Source organism: Bacillus altaicus, from assembly GCF_042136375.2.
In the GTDB taxonomy this organism is placed as follows: Bacteria; Bacillota; Bacilli; order Bacillales; family Bacillaceae_G; genus Bacillus_A; species Bacillus_A cereus_U.
Window position 1 is genome coordinate 1,221,553 of record NZ_CM143394.1, and the last position, 18,601, is coordinate 1,240,153.

The window sequence follows — 18,601 nt, forward strand, 5'->3', positions numbered from 1 at the left end:
TTCAATCACTTCTTCGCAGTCATTACATCTGCTACTTGTTTTGCTAATGATTTTGCAGATTCAGGACCACCGAAAATCCAAGTGTCGCCTTTTAATTTATACATTTTGTTTTCTTTTTTGAACTTTAACTCTTCCCAAGCAGGGTTACCTTTTAATTGAGTATCAAAAATGTTATCTTCATCAGCTACAATGTAAATGAAGTTTGAATCTTGTACACTTTGTAATGATTCTACAGTTGTTTGTTTAAAACCATCTGCCTCAGATTTACCTGGTTCAAAAGTATTTGTTAAACCTAATTTTTTTGTAACCTGTAAAGCTGTAGAATTGTCAGTTAAAATACGGAATGTTGGCACATTTTTAGCTGTAAATGCTTGTGCCATTGCAATATTTTTATCTTTTAAGCCTGCTTTGTCAATTTTTGCTTTTGCATCAGCAAATGTTTTATCCATATCAGCTAATACTTTTTTACCTTCTTCTTCTTTTCCAACTGCTTTTGCAATTTGTTTAAATGTTTCTGTCATTTCTGCAAAGTGATCGTTATTGCTTGTTGATGGATCAAACATAACTGTTGGTGCAATTTGTTCTAATTCATTTTTAATAGCTTTACTACGGAATGATGCAGTGATAATTAAATCTGGTTTTAGACGGCTAATTTCTTCTAAATTCGGTTGTTGACGTGTTCCTACATCTACAACATCTTTACTTGGTTTTGTTTCTGTATTTACCCATTTATTATAATTCTTAATGTCTGCCATCCCTACTGGCTGAACACCAAGTGCTAATAAGTCTTCTGAATATACCCACTCAAGTACAACAACTTTTTTCGCTGGTTTATCTAACTTTGTTTCCCCTTCAGCATGTTTAATTGTTATAGCTTGATTTTTATTGCCTGCTTTTGTTTCTTTTTTCTCTTCTTTCTGTTGTCCGCATCCGACAACGAATAGAAGAACTACCATGAAAATGCTAAGAATTTTCTTCATCTTCTGCCCCCAAATAAATTATTTGATTTGCAATGAACGACATTGAAAATCGTTATCAATTACAACAACCAAATCATACTATGAGGATATTTTAATTGTCAATATTTTTTTAAAATTTTGACGAAAAATAACGATTTATATGGATTTTGAAATGTTTTATTGAAATGCAGATGTGTATCAAGACTGAAGGAGAGGAAATTCGTTTAAGAAGGAAGGCGAAAGTACAAGCGAAAGGAGAGCGTATTGCATGTAATAATTATTAGAATGTAAGGAATAAATCTTTGCTTATAAAAGGTTTGTTCTAGAGCGGGTAGTTGATAAGGAAAATAAAAACTGATTTTTTATCCCGCATTAACGGGCAGTAAGACTCCCACCTCAAAATTCGGCGAATGCGAGGAAGTTAGGTGGGAGATAACTGCCCGTAAAAGCCCGATTGGTGAAGGCTAATAATCAGTGGGGGGTGGACAAAACCCCCACTGATTAAAGTTTCACTTTATTAGAAAGATATTTTTAATTCGTTGGCTGTACTTAAAAGATTGAACATGAAGGAGGGGTCAACATGTCTTTATGGAGTAATAATATAAATGGATATTGTGGGTGTAATAATCAAAATGGTGTGCATGTTGATTCATGCTGTTTTAGTTGCGATGGGACAGTTCTTAAGCTCGGTCCAACAGGTCCAACAGGAGCAACAGGTGAAACGGGAGCAACAGGTGAAACGGGAGCAACAGGAGCAACAGGAGTAACAGGTGAAACGGGAGCAACCGGAGCAACCGGAGCAACAGGAGCAACGGGAGCAACAGGTGAAACGGGAGCAACGGGAGCAACCGGAGCAACAGGAGCAACGGGAGCAACCGGAGCAACAGGAGCAACGGGAGCAACGGGAGCAACAGGTGAAACGGGAGCAACCGGAGCAACCGGAGTAACGGGAGTAACGGGAGTAACGGGAGCAACGGGAGCAACAGGGGCAACGGGAGCAACAGGAGTAACAGGAGCAACAGGAGCAACGGGAGCAACGGGAGCAACCGGAGCAACCGGAGCAACAGGTGAAACGGGAGCAACGGGAGTAACAGGTACAAGTATAACTGCGACGTATGCATTTGCGAATAATACATCAGGAGCGGCAATATCAGTGCTTCTTGGTGGAACAAATGTCCCACTTCCAAATAATCAGAATATCGGTCCTGGAATTACAGTATCGGGGGGGAACACAGTATTTACGGCCGCAAATGCGGGGAATTATTATATTTCATATACAATTAATATAACGGCTTCATTATTAGTTAGTTCGCGAATTACAATTAACGGTGCACCGCTTGCGGGGACTATCAATTCCCCTGCATTAGCAACGACATCATTTAGTGCAACAATTATTACGACTCTTGCAGCGGGGAGTGCAATTAGTTTGCAGTTGTTTGGATTGTTAGCTGTTGCAACATTATCAACGACTACACCTGGTGCAGTTTTAACGATTATAAGATTAAGCTAATTAACGATAACTCTCTTATTCTTTTAAAATTAAGAGAGTTTCTACATATAATAAGAAGTTAACGAAGTAAAGCATAGTCATAAATAAGTCAGAATATTATGATTGTAACGCTGTTCTGACTGTAATATAATGAAAACAATCATCATGAATGAACATTCATTTATTTTAACAAGTATTGGAAGGGGGAATGAGAGTGGAAAAACCTTGGCTGCAGAGTTATCCAGATGAAATTCCAGGGACAATTTCTTATGATATTCAGCCACTTCATAGATATTTAGAGAAAATGGCTGCTCGTTATCCAAAAAAGAAAGCGCTTCACTTTTTAGGTAAAGATGTTACATTTTCAGATTTTCATGACAAGGTAAAGAAATTTGCGAATTACCTTCAAAGGCTTGGTATTGAAAAAGGCGATAGAGTTGCGATTATGTTACCGAATTGTCCACAATCTGTAATTGGTTATTATGGTACTTTGCTTGCGGGGGGGATTGTCGTACAAACGAATCCTCTTTATACAGAAAGAGAGCTTGAGTATCAACTTCATGACTCAGGGGCAAAAGTTATTCTTTGCCTTGATTTAGTGTTTCCGAGAGTTACTAACGTTCAAACTGCAACAAAGCTTGAGCACATTATCGTAACCCGTATTGCAGATTTTTTACCATTCCCTAAAAATTTACTTTATCCATTTGTACAAAAAAAGCAGGCAAATCTTGTTGTGAATGTGTCGGAAAGCGAAACGATTCATCTTTGGAAATCGGTAGAAAGGGAAAGTAGTGCTAATGTTGAAGTTCCATGTGATCCTGAAAATGATCTAGCCCTTTTGCAGTATACAGGGGGAACGACAGGGTTTCCAAAAGGGGTTATGTTAACGCATAAAAACCTCGTTTCGAACACTTTAATGGGAGCGCATTGGTTATATAATTGTAAAGAAGGAGAAGAGGTAATTCTTGGTGTTCTTCCATTTTTTCATGTGTACGGGATGACAGCTGTAATGAATTTAAGTATTATGCAAGGATATAAAATGGTGCTTATTCCGAAGTTTGATATGAAAATGGTTTTTGAAGCAATTAAGAAACATAAAGTTACACTATTTCCAGGAGCACCAACCATTTATATTGCTCTATTAAATAGTCCTCTTTTAAAAGAATATGATATTTCTTCAATTCAGGCTTGTATTAGTGGTTCTGCACCGCTTCCTGTAGAAGTGCAGGAGGAGTTTGAGAGAGTTACAGGTGGTAAATTAGTAGAAGGTTATGGATTAACAGAGTCATCACCAGTTACACATGGGAATTTTTTGTGGGAAAAGCGTGTACCGGGAAGTATTGGGGTACCGTGGCCGGATACAGAGGCAATCATCATGTCCCTTGAAACAGGAGAGTCATTACCTCCAGGTGAAATTGGTGAAATTGTTGTAAAGGGCCCACAAATTATGAAAGGGTATTGGAATAAGCCAGAAGAAACGGCAGCTGTACTGCAAGATGGCTGGCTCCATACAGGTGATGTAGGATACATGGATGAGGATGGCTTTTTCTATGTGAAAGATCGTAAGAAAGATATGATCGTTGCTAGTGGTTTTAACGTATATCCTCGTGAAGTAGAAGAAGTGTTATATGAACACGAAAAGGTGCAAGAAGTGGTAACAATCGGTGTTCCTGATCCGTATCGAGGGGAAACTGTAAAAGCGTTTGTTGTTTTGAAAGAAGGCGCTGAGTGTTCTGAAGAAGAATTAGATCAGTTTGCACGTAAATATTTAGCAGCTTACAAAGTTCCGAAGGTATATGAGTTTAGAAGTGAGTTGCCGAAGACGACAGTCGGAAAAATTTTACGCCGTGTCCTAATAGATGAAGAGAAGAGAAAGAATGAGGATGAGCAAACGGGCTAAGGCCCTTTCTTTTTGAAAAAATAGGATTGACACTTTTCTAAATAGTCAGTATTATAAGAATATGAATGACTATTCATTCAGTCATCTTCTTGAAGGGGACAGTAAAGTGAAGAAAAACAGACCGAAATACAATCAGATTATTGATGCAGCAGTCATTGTGATTGCGGAGAATGGATACCATCAAGCGCAAGTTTCTAAAATTGCAAAGCAAGCTGGAGTAGCTGATGGCACGATTTATTTATATTTTAAAAATAAAGAAGATATATTAATATCCTTATTCCAAGAGAAGATGGGAGAATTTGTTGAAACAATTCGTCAAAAAATAGCAGGAATTGAAAGCGCTGTAGCGAAGTTATTCATGTTGGTAGAAACGCACTTCTTGCTGTTGTCACAAAATGATCCTCTTGCTATCGTTACGCAATTAGAACTAAGGCAGTCCAATCAAGACTTGCGCCTTAAAATAAATGAAGTATTAAAAGGCTACTTACAAGTTATGGATGAGATTTTAGAGACCGGTATAAAGCAAGGTGAGTTTCAGGCGGATTTAAATGTTCGCGTGGCAAGACAAATGATCTTTGGAACAGTAGATGAAGTTGTGACCAATTGGGTAATGAGCGATCATAAGTATGATCTGGTCGCACTTTCAAAAACGGTACACGGGCTACTTATTGCAGCTTGTGGTTATCGTCAATAATGGGAGGGATCATGTTGAAATTCCTATCTGTAAAAGTTGAAGATTATATCGCGGTGGCGACGTTAAATCATGCTCCAGCTAATGCGATGTCTTCACAAGTTATGCATGACGTTACTGAATTAATCGATCAAGTGGAAAAGGATGATAACATTCGTGTTGTTGTTCTACATGGTGAAGGACGCTTCTTCTCAGCGGGGGCAGATATTAAAGAATTTACATCTGTTACTGAAGCGAAGCAAGCAACAGAGTTAGCACAGCTTGGACAAGTTACGTTTGAGCGTGTTGAAAAATGTTCAAAACCAGTTATTGCGGCAATTCATGGAGCGGCACTTGGCGGTGGCCTTGAGTTTGCTATGTCTTGCCACATGCGCTTTGTAACTGAAAGTACAAAGCTTGGTTTACCTGAATTAACACTGGGATTAATTCCTGGTTTTGCAGGTACACAACGCTTACCACGTTATGTTGGTAAAGCGAAAGCTTGTGAAATGATGTTAACAAGCACACCAATTACTGGTGCAGAAGCATTGCAATGGGGACTTGTTAATGGAGTGTTTTCTGAAGAATCCATTTTAGAAGATACGCTTAAAATTGCAAAACAGATTGCTGGAAAAAGCCCAGCAACAACTCGTGCTGTGCTAGAGTTATTACAGACGACAAAATCGTCTCATTATTATGAAGGTGTACAGCGTGAATCACAGATTTTTGGTGAAGTATTTACGAGTGAAGATGGAAGAGAAGGTGTAGCAGCGTTTTTAGAAAAACGTAAGCCTTCATTTAGTGGTAGGTAGTCCAATTATTTTTTTAATAAAAATTAACAGAATTTTAAAATTGATAGAATCTTTCTGAAAAATAAGGGGGTAAATGGAATGAACATCTACGTACTCATGAAACGAACATTTGATACAGAAGAAAAAATCGTAATTAAAAACGGTGCAATTTACGATGGCGAAGCGGAATTCATCATCAACCCTTACGATGAATATGCGATTGAAGAAGCGATTCAAGTAAGAGATGCACAAGGTGGAGAAGTTACTGTTATAACAGTTGGTGGCGAGGATAGTGAAAAAGAACTTCGCACAGCATTAGCGATGGGCTGCGATAAAGCGGTACTAATTAACATTGAAGATGATGTTGAGAATGGTGACCAATTTACAACAGCAAAAGTGCTTGCTGAATATTTAAAAGATAAAGAAATTGATTTAATTTTAGGCGGGAACGTTGCGATTGACGGTGCATCTGGACAAGTTGGTCCACGAGTAGCTGAAGCGTTAAATATCCCATACGTAACGACGATTACGAAGCTTGAAATTGATGGTACAAATGTGAAGATTGAGCGTGATGTTGAAGGGGATACAGAAGTAATTGAATCATCATTACCTCTTCTAGTAACAGCGCAACAAGGTTTAAATGAACCGCGTTATCCATCACTTCCAGGTATTATGAAAGCGAAGAAGAAGCCATTAGAAGAAGTAGAATTAGATGATTTAGATTTAGAAGAAGAAGATGTGGAAGCAAAAACAAAAACAATTGAAATCTATTTGCCTCCTAAGAAAGATGCAGGAAAAGTGTTACAAGGCGAGCTGCAAGATCAAGTAAAAGAACTTGTATCGTTGCTCCACACAGAAGCGAAAGTAATCTAATAAAATACGAAATTATATATGCAGGAGGGAAAATCTATGGCTCGTAAAGTATTAGTAATGGGTGAAGTTCGTGATGGATCGCTACGTAACGTTTCGTTTGAAGCGGTAGCAGCAGCAAAAACAATTGCAGAAGGCGGTGAAGTGGTAGGTCTTCTAGTTGGAGACAGCGTTGCCTCTTTTGCAAATGAATTGATTCATTACGGTGCAGATCGCGTTGTGACAGTTGAAAATGATAAATTAAAATCATATACATCTGATGGCTATGCACAAGCATTTTTAGCTGTATATGCTGAAGAAAATCCAGAAGGCATTGTATTTGGACATACAGCACTTGGTAAAGATTTATCACCAAAATTAGCAGCGAAGCTCGAAGCTGGTTTAATTTCTGACGTAACTGCTTTAGAAATTGAAGGTGGCAATGTTATCTTTACTCGTCCAATCTATTCTGGTAAAGCATTTGAGAAGAAGATTGTAACAGATGGTATATTATTTGCGACAGTGCGCCCAAATAATATCGCAACTCTTGAAAAAGATGAATCTCGCATCGGTGATGTGTCTTCTATTACAGTTGATGTGAAAGATCTACGTACAATCATTCAAGATGTTGTCCGTAAAACTGCAGAAGGTGTTGATCTTTCTGAAGCGAAAGTTATTATCGCTGGTGGACGCGGTGTGAAGAGTGAAGAAGGATTTAAACCATTAAAAGAGTTAGCTGACGTACTCGGCGGCGCAGTTGGAGCATCACGTGGTGCTTGTGATGCTGAGTATTGTGATTATTCATTACAAATTGGTCAAACGGGTAAAGTTGTTACACCAGACCTATACATTGCATGCGGGATTTCTGGTGCGATTCAGCATTTAGCTGGTATGTCTAATTCAAAAATAATTGTTGCGATTAATAAAGATCCAGAAGCTAGTATCTTCAAAGTAGCTGACTATGGTATCGTCGGTGATCTATTTGAAGTATTACCTCTTTTAACAGAAGAGTTTAAAAAGTTAAAAGTACATTCATGATTTGAGTACCCTTGAGTTCCAAGTGAAGTACCCCTATATATAGAAAAAGGTGAGAGATCCCCTGTCTCTCATCTTTTTAGTATTTCATCCATATTTTTATATAGTATAAAGGAACATTTTTTTGTTACAATACATAACGATACATAATATTCGCCACGTATAAAAGTTAATGATATACTCTTGGTAGAATATACTTGAAGGAGGAAATAAAATGGCAATTATAAATGCAAATGACCAAAGCTTCGCAGCTGAAACTAGCGAAGGTGTTGTATTATTAGATTTCTGGGCGCCTTGGTGCGGACCTTGTAAAATGATCGCTCCTGTATTAGAGGAAATCGATTCAGAGTTAGGCGAGAAAGTAAAAGTAGTAAAAGTGGACGTTGATGAAAACCAAGAAACTGCTCGTCAATTCGAAGTAATGAGCATTCCAGCTCTTTTCGTATTAAAAGACGGTAAAGTGGTTGATCAAGCGTTAGGATATAAACCGAAAGAAGCGTTAGTAGAATTAGTTTCTAAACACTTCTAAAATAAAGAAGCTGCCATTTGGTAGCTTTTTTTATTTTCTTTTTTACAACCTTTCCGTTACAATAAAGGAACGTATGTTGGGTGTTTTGGCATAGTATGTTTTTATGTAAAAATAAAAATGATAAGCATGTAGAAATGGAGGGAGACGAGTGCACGAGCATTTAAAAGAGAAGTTAGCAATTTTGCCCGATCAACCTGGTTGTTATTTAATGAAGGATAAGCAGGGAACGGTTATATACGTCGGAAAAGCAAAGGTACTCAAAAATCGTGTGCGCTCGTACTTTACTGGTTCACATGATGGGAAAACACTCCGGCTTGTTGGAGAAATTGTTGATTTTGAATATATTGTGACTTCCTCAAATTTGGAGGCTCTTATTTTAGAGTTAAATTTAATAAAAAAATATGATCCAAAATATAATATTCAATTAAAAGATGATAAAACATATCCTTTCATTAAAATTACAGCTGAAAAACAGCCGCGCTTACTCATTACGCGAAATGTAAAAAAGGATAAAGGAAAGTACTTTGGGCCTTATCCAAATGCGCAATCGGCACATGAAACAAAGAAATTATTAGATCGTATGTATCCACTTCGTAAATGTTCAAATATGCCAGATAAAGTTTGCTTGTATTATCATATGGGTCAATGTTTAGCACCTTGTGTGAAAGAAGTAACGGATGAGCAAAATAAAGAAATTGTTGATGAAATTATTAAATTCTTAAACGGTGGGCATAAAGAAATTCGTTCAGAATTAGAAACGAAGATGTATGAGGCTTCAGAGAAACTAGAATTTGAACGGGCGAAAGAGTTGCGAGATCAAATTGCTCATATTGATGCAATTATGGAAAAGCAAAAGATGATTATGAGTGACTTAGTGGATCGTGATGTGTTTGGATATGCAGTTGATAAAGGGTGGATGTGTGTTCAAGTTTTCTTCGTTCGAAAAGGAAAGTTAATTGAGCGCGATGTTTCCATGTTCCCGATATATGATGAACCTGAAGAGGGTTTTTTAACTTTTATCGGTCAATTTTATGAAAACAGTAGTCATTTCAAGCCGAAGGAAATTGTTGTTCCAGGAAGTATCGATTCAGAATTAGTAGAGCGCTTTTTAGAAGTTGAAGCGACACAGCCGAAGCGTGGGAAGAAAAAGGATCTTGTGGAATTAGCAAATAAAAATGCAAAAATTGCACTAGAAGAGAAATTTCACTTAATTGAACGTGATGAAGAGCGAACGATTAAAGCTGTAGATCATTTAGGAAAGCAGCTCGGTATTGAAACACCTTATCGTATTGAAGCGTTTGATAATTCAAATATTCAAGGGACAAATCCTGTTTCAGCAATGATTGCTTTTATCGATGGGAAACCAGCGAAGAAAGAATATCGGAAATATAAAATTAAAACAGTCCAAGGGCCAGATGATTACGAGTCTATGAGGGAAGTTGTGAGACGTCGTTATACGAGAGCATTGAAGGAAAATTTACCTTTGCCAGATTTAATAATTATCGATGGGGGAAAAGGACATCTCGGGGCTACAAGTGATGTTCTTGAAAACGAGCTTGGATTATATATTCCAATGGCAGGGCTTGTAAAAGATGAAAAACATAAAACATCACATTTAATTATTGGGGATCCGCCTGAGCCTGTTATGCTTGCGAGGAATAGCCAAGAGTTTTATTTATTACAGCGCATTCAAGATGAAGTGCATCGATTTGCAATTACATTCCATCGTCAATTACATGGGAAATCTGTTATTCAATCCGCGTTGGATGAAATTCCGGGAATCGGTGATAAACGAAAAAAGGTATTGCTAAAACATTTTGGTTCATTAAAAAAGATGAAAGAAGCTTCCGTATCGGAATTTGTCGAAGCGGGTATGCCGAAAAATGTAGCGGAGACAATTTATACTTATTTAACAGATAAGAAGACGCTGTAGTTTACAACGTCTTCTGTTTTTTGGTATAATTTCTGAAGATTTAAAATAAACACACCTAAATGAATATACAAAAAAGTCAACTAAACTTATATGTCTAGTTGACTGTAAATAGATGCTACACTTCAATGAGATCTTTTATATCCCATTTAACAAGAAATGTAATAGAGTCTGAACGTTTTTTCTGTTCTTCGTAGGACTCTGCAACGACGTTTCTTTGTCTTTGAATTTGCTCGGCGATAAATCCAGTTTCTAATTGATAAGATGAATGTCTTTTTTGTTTTTGACGCTCAGTAATAAGTGTACCTTTAAGTTGAAATTGCATTTCACGACGTTTATGTTCAATGATGCTTAAAGTACCCCAACCAGCCTTTTCAAAAAACTGAATGACTTCTTCAATTGTTTCTAGTGGATATTTTCTCGCAAGGTTTCTACCGGCCCAGTATAAAATACCATCTAAATCGTTACCAATTAAATCAGGTAGTAATTCTTCACGTAGCAATTCATAAGCGAAGGCGTTCAATGAAACATCTTCTAAAGATGTTATATCGATTGTATTTTTGCTCACAATATTCCCCTCTTTCTATAGGGCTTATTATATAACATTTTTCATTTATAAAAACAGATTTTTCTTAGGGGAAATCTGAATATATAAGAAGAAAAAAAGAATTGGCAAATTATATGCAAATTATGTATACGTTTTCTTGACGCTTCGACAAAAATAGGGGTAAAATGAACTTGGAATCAAATTATGCTGAAATATTTTGAATAATTTTTTCAGTTTTTCTTATGCCAATAGTGAAAAAACATTATTGTTGTAAATTAATCTGAAAACAGCAGTCAAACATTCAAGGGGGTAATGGGGACATGAAAGGCCGCGAGTATACGTTTCGTAAGTGGCACTCATTAATGGGGGTCATCCCGGTTGGTGTCTTTTTGACGCAACATTTAATTGTAAACAACTTTGCAACAAGAGGAGCAGAGGCTTTTAACAAAGCTGCAGGCTTTATGGAGCTCCTTCCATTCCGGTATGCGCTAGAAATCTTTATCATCTTTTTACCTATACTGTACCATGCTATATATGGCTTATATATTGCATTTACAGCTAAGAACAATGCGGTATCTTACGGCTATTTCCGTAACTGGATGTTCGTCTTCCAACGAATTTCAGGTATCGTTACGCTGATCTTCATTTCTTGGCACGTCTGGGAAACTCGTATTCAAGCATTGTTAGGTAAAGAGGTAAACTATGATATGATGGCAGATATTTTAAACAACCCATTTATGTTTGGTTTCTATTTAGTTGGTGTTGTTTCAACAATTTTCCACTTTGCAAATGGACTATGGACATTCTGCATAAGCTGGGGAATTACAGTATCTCCACGTTCACAAAGAATCTCTACTTATGTAACATTAGCTATTTTCTTAGGTCTATCTTATGTAGGTGTGAGTGCATTATTAGCGTTCATCGATCCACAGCTAGCAAACCAGTAAGGAGTGGGAGAGCATGAAAGGGAAACTTATAGTAGTCGGCGGTGGCTTGGCCGGCTTAATGGCAACGATTAAAGCGGCAGAAGCAGGAGTAAATGTTGAACTATTTTCTTTAGTACCAGTAAAACGTTCACATTCTGTATGTGCCCAAGGTGGAATTAACGGTGCCGTAAATACAAAAGGTGAAGGGGATTCTCCATGGATCCACTTTGACGATACAATTTATGGTGGGGACTTCTTAGCGAACCAACCACCAGTTAAAGCGATGTGTGATGCAGCACCTGGTATTATTCATTTAATGGACCGCATGGGTGTTATGTTCAACCGTACGGAAGAAGGACTTCTTGATTTCCGTCGTTTCGGTGGAACACAACATCATCGTACAGCATTTGCTGGCGCAACAACTGGTCAACAATTACTATATGCATTAGATGAGCAAGTACGTCGTCATGAAGTAGCAGGACTTGTAACGAAATATGAAGGTTGGGATTTCTTACGAGCTGTTGTGGATGATGAAGGTGTGTGCCGAGGAATCGTCGCGCAAGACTTACAAACTATGGAGATAAAAAGTTTCCAAGCTGATGCCGTGATTATGGCAACAGGGGGCCCTGGTATCATCTTTGGAAAATCAACAAACTCTATTATTAATACAGGTACAGCAGCGTCTGCTGTATATCAACAAGGTGCATATTATGCGAACGGTGAGTTCATTCAAATCCATCCAACGGCAATTCCTGGAGACGATAAGTTACGTCTTATGAGTGAATCTGCACGTGGTGAAGGTGGACGTGTTTGGACGTATAAAGATGGTAAGCCATGGTACTTCTTAGAAGAAAAATATCCAGCTTACGGAAACCTTGTACCTCGTGATATTGCAACGCGTGAAATCTTTGATGTTTGCGTAGAGCAAAAACTAGGTATTAACGGTGAAAACATGGTGTACTTAGATCTTTCTCATAAAGATCCGAAAGAACTAGATATTAAACTTGGTGGAATTATTGAAATCTATGAGAAATTTACAGGTGATGATCCTCGTAAACTACCAATGAAAATCTTCCCAGCGGTTCACTATTCAATGGGCGGATTATGGGTTGATTATAAGCAAATGACAAGTATTCCAGGTTTATTTGCAGCAGGTGAGTGTGATTATTCTATGCACGGTGGTAACCGTCTAGGTGCAAACTCATTATTATCAGCAATTTACGGTGGTATGGTAGCAGGACCGAACGCAATTGAGTATATGAAAGGTCTTTCTAAATCATCTGATGCTGTTTCATCTACTGTATATGAGCAAAATGAATTAATCGAAACAGAGAAATTTAACAATATTTTAACGCTTGATGGTAACGAAAATGCATATGTTCTTCATAAAGAGCTTGGAGAATGGATGACAGATAACGTTACAGTAGTTCGTGAAAATAAAAAGTTACTAGAAACTGATGCGAAAATTGAAGAGTTAATGGCGCGTTACAAACGCATTAACATTAACGATACAGCGAGATGGAGTAACCAAGGTGCTTCATTTACACGCCAACTTGCAAATATGTTCGAGTTAGCACGTGTTATTACAATTGGCGCATATAACCGTAATGAAAGCCGCGGAGCGCATTACAAACCAGAATTCCCAAATCGTGATGATGCAAACTTCTTAAAAACTACGATGGCGAAATTTGAGGGAGAAGGAAATGCACCAGCATTCCATTACGAAGAAGTGGATGTTTCATTAATTAAACCACGTAAACGTGACTATTCCTCAAAACATGATGTAGCTGCTAAGGATGAAGAGAAGGGGGATAAGCAACATGTCTGAGAAAACAATCCGCCTCATCATTACGAGACAAGATGGACCAGATGCACAAGAGTTTGACCAAGAGTTTGAAATTCCATATCGTCCAAATATGAATATTATTTCGGCACTGATGGAAATTCGTCGTAATCCTGTTGATTCAAAAGGAAACCAGACGACTCCGATTGCATGGGATATGAACTGTTTAGAAGAAGTATGTGGTGCTTGTTCGATGGTGATTAACGGAAAACCACGTCAATCATGTACAGCTCTTATTGACCAGTTAGAACAACCAATTCGCTTAAAGCCGATGAAGACATTCCCGATTGTACGTGACTTACAAGTTGACCGTAGCCGTATGTTTAATGCGTTAAAACGTGTTAAAGCTTGGATTCCAATCGACGGTACGTACGACCTAGGACCAGGTCCAAGAATGCCAGAGAAAAAGCGTCAATGGGCATATGAACTTTCGAAATGTATGACATGTGGTGTTTGCTTAGAGTCATGTCCGAACGTAAACAGTAAGTCTGACTTTATTGGACCAGCACCGCTTTCACAAGCGCGTTTATTTAACTCGCATCCAACTGGTGAAATGCATAAAGCAGATCGCTTGCGTGCAATTATGGGTGATGGAGGACTTGCAAACTGTGGTAACTCTCAAAACTGTGTGCAATCATGTCCGAAAGGTATTCCATTAACAACTTCAATTGCAGCATTAAACCGTGATACAACAATTCAATCGTTCAAAGATTTCTTTGGTAGCGACAATAACTATTAATAAATATTGCCTCTTCATGTTGAAGAGGCAATATTTATAACTTTATATTTCTGTTTATTCTGTTTATTTTAAAGGCGAAAAGGAGAGGGAACGATGAAGAGAATTTCTTATATTGAAGACTTTGAGCAATGGGAAAGTGGTTTTTCATTTTATAATCCTGTCAAAGTTCGTTTTGGTGAAGTAGATATGTTTGGACATGTAAATAATGTCGTTGCTTTTACATATCTTGAAGAAGCTCGTATCGCATTGTTTAAAGAACTTGGATTTATGCAAGAATGGACACATGAATCTTCAGAAACGATGATCGTTGTTGCAGATTTACAATGCAATTTTATTAAACAAATTTATTTTGATGAGCAGTTGAAAATATATGTAAAGGCAGGAGCGGTTGGGAACTCCTCTTTAGATTTACACTATATGGTCAAAAATGCAGAAGGAGAAGTTTGTTTAGTTGGACGCGGTATGATGGTCCAAGCATCGAAAAAAACTGGAAGAGGCGAACCGTGGCCTGAGGAATGGAAGAAATTATTACAATAATAGAATAAAAGAAAAATAAGAGAGCGATTCGCTCTCTTATTTTTTGTCCTTCGTTGCCTCTTCTAATGTTAGATGGTGCTTATATATGTATGCGGCATATGGATTGCCAACGTAGCGTAAGTGCCACGGTTCGTATGAATACTCTGTTGTCTCTGTTTTATCCTCTAAATAACGAATGACAAATCCGAACTCATGGGCATGTTCTGCAACCCATTTTCCTTCTGCTGTCTCTCCGAAGATTGGTTCTAATTGGAATTTAGCAGATTTTGAGCTAATATCCATTGCTAGACCAGTTTGATGCTCGCTTGTTCCAGGAATTGCACTTACCGAATCAGCCTCAGCTTTTCCTTGGCGTTTAATATATGTATTATGTAATGACTGTTGGCGTTTGTAAGAACGGTAACCTGAAACTGCTGTAAGTTCTAAACCTTCTTCTTTGGCTGCTTGGAACATTTTTTCAAGAGCGTCTGCAGCATCTTTGCGAAGCAATGTTTTCTCTTTATCTTTTGGACTAGTAAATGGTACGTTCGGTTTCGTTAAATCTTCTGGAATGTACCCATTTGGTAATTTACGATGTTTATTGACTAATACAAGAGCAGAATCTGGATTTGTTACAACGGAAAAATTATCATCTAGTTTCTTTGCATTATGATCAGCTTTTGGAAAAGCAGGAATCTCTTCTTTTGGATGGTTACTATGTTTTTGACTTTCGACAGCTTTCGCCTCATTTTGCAGTGGTGATTTAGAACCAAAGTAAGCGAAAGATGTGATACCGATTACAATAGTAGTGGCAGAAATAATTATTATCTTTTTCATGATACCTTGTAATCACTGTCCTTTCCTAATAAAATATGTATCGTTTTTATTATAAGTTTAGTTTATTGAAAAAGAAATATAAGAGTCATAACGTAATAGAAATGCAAATAAAATGTCAGAAAATGTCAGAAAATGTGTGAAAATGTAGTATTTTTTCATATAATTCATTTCTTATCTTTCATGAAGTGCATTTTTTATGTAATATATGTATATAAGAAGATGTAGCGATTATCGAGAATAAAAGACTTCTTGTATAGACTAGGAGTGAATGGGAATGGATTTTGCAACAATTATTGGAATCATTTTAGGAGTATTAGCGGTAGTCGTAGGGATGGTCGTCAAGGGTGCTGACATAACAGCCTTACTAAATCCTGCCGCAGCACTAATTATTTTCGTCGGTACATTTGCTGCAGTGTGTATTGCATTTCCGATGAATCAACTAAAAAGAGTTCCAAAATTATTTAAAGTTCTTTTTGGTTCAAATAAAAAAGATTTAAGTTATGAACAATTGCTAGAATTATTTGTTCATTGGACATCTGAGAGTAGAAAATACGGTATTTTGTCTTTAGAGCAACAATTAGATAAAATTCAAGATGAATTTCTTTTGCGTGGTATGAAATTTGTTATTGATGGCGTATCTGCGGAAGATTTAGAACAAATTTTAGAAGCCGAATTAGAAGCAATTGAAGAGAGGCATGCAAAAGGAGCTGCTATTTTCTCACAAGCTGGTACATATGCACCTACATTAGGGGTTTTAGGTGCTGTTATTGGTCTTGTAGCTGCTCTTGGTAATTTAACTGATATTGACAAGTTAGGACATGCTATTTCAGGTGCGTTTATTGCAACGATTTTTGGTATTTTTTCAGGTTACGTATTATGGCATCCATTTGCAAATAAGTTAAAGCAAAAATCTGCAGCTGAAATCGAGAAAAAGCGTTTAATTATTGATTGTTTATTAATGTTACAAGAAGGTACATATCCGTTTATTATGAAGAACCGCATTTTAGGTGCACTTTCTGCAACTGAGCGTAAAAAGCTAGAAAAAGGAGCAGAAAAAAATGCGGAGTAAGAAAAATAGAAGAGGCAAAAAGAAAAAACATGATGAGCATATCGATGAAACCTGGTTAATTCCATATTCTGATATGTTAACGTTGTTATTTGCATTGTTCATCGTATTATTCGCAATGAGTAGTATAGATGCTGCGAAGTTTAAACAGATGGCAGTTGCTTTTCGAAGTGAGTTAGCCGGTGGAACAGGAAATAAAGAATTTTTAAGTGATCAAAAACCAAATGAGGAAAAAGAATTATCGGCAAGTAGTTTGGAATCTGAGAAGATCAAAAAAGATGCTGAAGCTGAAGTGAAAAAGCAAGAAATGAATGAATTAAAAGCAGTACAAAAAGGTATTGATAAGTATATTGAGGAAAAGCAATTATCTTCTTCTTTTAAAACTGATTTAACCGAAAAAGGTTTAATGGTAACAATATTAGAAAATGTACTATTTGACTCAGGGAAAGCAGATGTGAAATTGGAATCGTTAGGGATTGCAAAAGAGATGTCTAACCTACTTGTTTCAGCATCACCTCGTGAAATTACCGTATCGGGCCATACAGACAATGTTCCTATTTCAAACGCACAGTTTGCATCGAATTGGGAATTAAGTACGCAGCGTGCAGTTAATTTTATGCAGGTGTTACTTCAAAATAAAGAATTGCAACCAGAAAAATTTAGTGCAGTTGGTTATGGAGAATACCGTTCAATTGCACCAAATGATACGCCAGAAGGAAAAGCGAAAAATAGACGTGTTGAAGTGTTTATCTTGCCTTTAACAAGAAATATGCAATAAAAGAGGATGGCGCAAGCCATCCTCTTTGTTATTTTGCATCAAATGATTTTAAGTTTTCATGACGAATTTTGTCTTTTTCTGCATCTGATTTTTTGAAATTATAATCGTATAAAGCGCCTTCCCAGTCACCGTACATTGGGTTAGGGAAAATGATGAATTTTTCACCAAATTGTGCTTTTGATTCTGCAACTGTTTCATTGCGATCTTTTACAGATTTTCCATCAAAACCAGTGAAATCAGATAAGTTGTCACCGAAGAATAGGACGATGTCATGTGTTTGAGAAACAAGTTCACGACGCTTTTCTTTCCCTTTTTCTTTCGGATCTTGTAATAAGATATGCTCTTTTGTTGCTTGTGGAGCACCAACGCGCTCAAGGTTTTTAATAGTTGCATCTAGTTGATTCGTTTTGCGATTTGAGATGTAGTAAATATCTACACCTTTAGACTCTGTATATTTTAAGAAATCAATCGCGCCTGGAAGAGCTTCAGCTTCAGCTTTATTAATCCAATCGTCCCATTTATAAGGATAGCCTTTTCCTGTTTTTACGCTCATTGCTTGATGGGGACTGTTATCTAAAACAGTTTCATCTAAATCAAGTACGATAGCAGGTTTTTTGTTTGTGCCTTTTGCAAGAGCTGCATCAAGCTTCAATTGACCAAGATTATATCCTTGGTAGTATAGTGCTTTCGTTTCACCAGCTGTTTGATACCATAAATCAGCCATCAATTGCTGGTCTGTTAATTTTACTTTTTCTTCTTTCGCCACTGTTTTCTCAGCTGTTCCTGAACATGCTACAAGCGATGTGGAAAGAACGGCTACAGATAATAAAGTGGTAATACCCCTCTTCATCTTCATATGTATCCTCCTTGATGTTAGTAAATCATTTAATATTATATATTAAAATATAATGCTTTTTATATTTTTTTTTATGAACATTTGCATATTGTCTTTTGTATATGTAGTAGTTTGTCCTATATTAGAAAGATGGGTTAAATAATAATAATTATTTTGACAAGTTTTATTGTCGTAATGACAATTATAATTGACAAAAACAGGATTTTTATTTACAATTTTAACTAAATGAAACAAATGATGGGTTAGGTGTAGTGATACATATAAGAGAATGAAATATAGTACTATATTTCATTCTGAACAATCATAGGCTTTAACAGAAGGTACGAATGATACTAAAGGGG

Annotated in this window: 18 protein-coding genes; 14 read left to right on the forward strand and 4 right to left on the reverse strand. The window is 37.0% G+C overall.

From position 1 onward, the window contains the following. Positions 1 to 5: 5 nt before the first annotated feature. On the reverse strand, positions 6 to 980 hold the full coding sequence (locus ACE38F_RS06425) for an ABC transporter substrate-binding protein (protein ID WP_375369951.1): 975 nt from the start codon (positions 978 to 980) through the stop codon (positions 6 to 8). 559 nt (positions 981 to 1,539) lie between these two features. Between ACE38F_RS06425 and ACE38F_RS06430 the strand changes: the two genes are divergently transcribed. From ACE38F_RS06430 to uvrC, 8 genes are all read left to right on the forward strand, one after another. Next, positions 1,540 to 2,469: a BclA C-terminal domain-containing protein gene (locus ACE38F_RS06430; protein ID WP_375369950.1), complete on the forward strand. Its 930-nt coding sequence runs from the start codon at positions 1,540 to 1,542 to the stop codon at positions 2,467 to 2,469. A gap of 193 nt (positions 2,470 to 2,662) precedes the next feature. Further along, entirely contained in the window at positions 2,663 to 4,348 is a 1,686-nt protein-coding gene (locus ACE38F_RS06435) for a long-chain-fatty-acid--CoA ligase (protein ID WP_375369949.1), read from the forward strand. Between the two features lie 106 nt (positions 4,349 to 4,454). Next, a complete protein-coding gene (locus ACE38F_RS06440) occupies positions 4,455 to 5,042 on the forward strand; it encodes a TetR/AcrR family transcriptional regulator (protein WP_012261773.1) in 588 nt (195 codons plus the stop codon). 11 nt (positions 5,043 to 5,053) lie between these two features. Then, positions 5,054 to 5,830 (forward strand): enoyl-CoA hydratase, encoded by a 777-nt coding sequence (locus ACE38F_RS06445; RefSeq protein WP_215554332.1) that lies wholly within the window; start codon positions 5,054 to 5,056, stop codon positions 5,828 to 5,830. A 78-nt stretch (positions 5,831 to 5,908) separates the two neighbouring features. Beyond that, positions 5,909 to 6,682 (forward strand): electron transfer flavoprotein subunit beta, encoded by a 774-nt coding sequence (etfB, locus tag ACE38F_RS06450; protein ID WP_215554331.1) that lies wholly within the window; start codon positions 5,909 to 5,911, stop codon positions 6,680 to 6,682. Between the two features lie 36 nt (positions 6,683 to 6,718). Next, positions 6,719 to 7,696, forward strand: a complete 978-nt coding sequence (etfA, locus tag ACE38F_RS06455; RefSeq protein ID WP_002160311.1) for an electron transfer flavoprotein subunit alpha — start codon at positions 6,719 to 6,721, stop codon at positions 7,694 to 7,696. A gap of 211 nt (positions 7,697 to 7,907) precedes the next feature. Beyond that, positions 7,908 to 8,222, forward strand: coding sequence for a thioredoxin (gene trxA / locus ACE38F_RS06460; RefSeq protein ID WP_000974757.1), 315 nt, complete (start codon positions 7,908 to 7,910; stop codon positions 8,220 to 8,222). Between the two features lie 148 nt (positions 8,223 to 8,370). Continuing rightward, positions 8,371 to 10,155 carry an excinuclease ABC subunit C gene (gene uvrC / locus ACE38F_RS06465; RefSeq protein ID WP_215554330.1) on the forward strand — a complete coding sequence of 595 codons (1,785 nt, stop codon included), beginning with the start codon at positions 8,371 to 8,373 and terminating at the stop codon, positions 10,153 to 10,155. Positions 10,156 to 10,270: 115 nt separating this feature from the next. Here the strand turns inward: uvrC and ACE38F_RS06470 are convergent, their stop codons facing one another. After that, positions 10,271 to 10,720: a YslB family protein gene (locus tag ACE38F_RS06470; RefSeq protein ID WP_375369947.1), complete on the reverse strand. Its 450-nt coding sequence runs from the start codon at positions 10,718 to 10,720 to the stop codon at positions 10,271 to 10,273. 299 nt (positions 10,721 to 11,019) lie between these two features. Here ACE38F_RS06470 and sdhC point away from each other — a divergent pair, with 299 nt between their 5' ends. The 4 genes from sdhC (at position 11,020) to ACE38F_RS06490 (ending at position 14,744) form a co-directional block, all read left to right on the forward strand. Beyond that, positions 11,020 to 11,646 (forward strand): succinate dehydrogenase cytochrome B558, encoded by a 627-nt coding sequence (sdhC, locus tag ACE38F_RS06475; protein WP_002015407.1) that lies wholly within the window; start codon positions 11,020 to 11,022, stop codon positions 11,644 to 11,646. A 13-nt stretch (positions 11,647 to 11,659) separates the two neighbouring features. Further along, positions 11,660 to 13,453, forward strand: coding sequence for a succinate dehydrogenase flavoprotein subunit (sdhA, locus tag ACE38F_RS06480; RefSeq protein WP_375369946.1), 1,794 nt, complete (start codon positions 11,660 to 11,662; stop codon positions 13,451 to 13,453). Beyond that, complete coding sequence (gene sdhB, locus ACE38F_RS06485) at positions 13,446 to 14,207, forward strand: succinate dehydrogenase iron-sulfur subunit (RefSeq protein ID WP_002088861.1); 762 nt, start codon at positions 13,446 to 13,448, stop codon at positions 14,205 to 14,207. The genes sdhA and sdhB overlap by 8 nt, the downstream gene beginning before the upstream one ends. A gap of 93 nt (positions 14,208 to 14,300) precedes the next feature. Continuing rightward, on the forward strand, positions 14,301 to 14,744 hold the full coding sequence (locus ACE38F_RS06490; RefSeq protein WP_375369945.1) for an acyl-CoA thioesterase: 444 nt from the start codon (positions 14,301 to 14,303) through the stop codon (positions 14,742 to 14,744). 36 nt (positions 14,745 to 14,780) lie between these two features. Here the strand turns inward: ACE38F_RS06490 and ACE38F_RS06495 are convergent, their stop codons facing one another. Then, a complete protein-coding gene (locus tag ACE38F_RS06495; RefSeq protein WP_193662587.1) occupies positions 14,781 to 15,560 on the reverse strand; it encodes a M15 family metallopeptidase in 780 nt (259 codons plus the stop codon). 274 nt (positions 15,561 to 15,834) lie between these two features. Between ACE38F_RS06495 and motA the strand changes: the two genes are divergently transcribed. After that, entirely contained in the window at positions 15,835 to 16,629 is a 795-nt protein-coding gene (gene motA / locus ACE38F_RS06500; RefSeq protein ID WP_375369944.1) for a flagellar motor stator protein MotA, read from the forward strand. Then, positions 16,619 to 17,404 carry a flagellar motor protein MotB gene (gene motB, locus ACE38F_RS06505; RefSeq protein WP_341305681.1) on the forward strand — a complete coding sequence of 262 codons (786 nt, stop codon included), beginning with the start codon at positions 16,619 to 16,621 and terminating at the stop codon, positions 17,402 to 17,404. Before motA ends, motB begins: the two co-directional genes overlap by 11 nt. 28 nt (positions 17,405 to 17,432) lie before the next feature. Here the strand turns inward: motB and ACE38F_RS06510 are convergent, their stop codons facing one another. Further along, positions 17,433 to 18,260, reverse strand: coding sequence for a 5'-nucleotidase, lipoprotein e(P4) family (locus tag ACE38F_RS06510; protein WP_215554328.1), 828 nt, complete (start codon positions 18,258 to 18,260; stop codon positions 17,433 to 17,435). Positions 18,261 to 18,601: the final 341 nt, after the last annotated feature.

Bases quoted from the DNA above. Each gene is read 5' to 3' on its own strand.
- ACE38F_RS06425 (WP_375369951.1), bottom strand. From the start codon at position 980: ATGAAGAAAATTCTTAGCATTTTCATGGTAGTTCTTCTATTCGTTGTC.
- ACE38F_RS06430 (WP_375369950.1), top strand. From the start codon at position 1,540: ATGTCTTTATGGAGTAATAATATAAATGGATATTGTGGGTGTAATAAT.
- ACE38F_RS06445 (WP_215554332.1), top strand. From the start codon at position 5,054: ATGTTGAAATTCCTATCTGTAAAAGTTGAAGATTATATCGCGGTGGCG.
- etfB (WP_215554331.1), top strand. From the start codon at position 5,909: ATGAACATCTACGTACTCATGAAACGAACATTTGATACAGAAGAAAAA.
- etfA (WP_002160311.1), top strand. From the start codon at position 6,719: ATGGCTCGTAAAGTATTAGTAATGGGTGAAGTTCGTGATGGATCGCTA.
- trxA (WP_000974757.1), top strand. From the start codon at position 7,908: ATGGCAATTATAAATGCAAATGACCAAAGCTTCGCAGCTGAAACTAGC.
- sdhC (WP_002015407.1), top strand. From the start codon at position 11,020: ATGAAAGGCCGCGAGTATACGTTTCGTAAGTGGCACTCATTAATGGGG.
- sdhA (WP_375369946.1), top strand. From the start codon at position 11,660: ATGAAAGGGAAACTTATAGTAGTCGGCGGTGGCTTGGCCGGCTTAATG.
- sdhB (WP_002088861.1), top strand. From the start codon at position 13,446: ATGTCTGAGAAAACAATCCGCCTCATCATTACGAGACAAGATGGACCA.
- ACE38F_RS06490 (WP_375369945.1), top strand. From the start codon at position 14,301: ATGAAGAGAATTTCTTATATTGAAGACTTTGAGCAATGGGAAAGTGGT.
- ACE38F_RS06495 (WP_193662587.1), bottom strand. From the start codon at position 15,560: ATGAAAAAGATAATAATTATTTCTGCCACTACTATTGTAATCGGTATC.
- motA (WP_375369944.1), top strand. From the start codon at position 15,835: ATGGATTTTGCAACAATTATTGGAATCATTTTAGGAGTATTAGCGGTA.
- motB (WP_341305681.1), top strand. From the start codon at position 16,619: ATGCGGAGTAAGAAAAATAGAAGAGGCAAAAAGAAAAAACATGATGAG.
- ACE38F_RS06510 (WP_215554328.1), bottom strand. From the start codon at position 18,260: ATGAAGATGAAGAGGGGTATTACCACTTTATTATCTGTAGCCGTTCTT.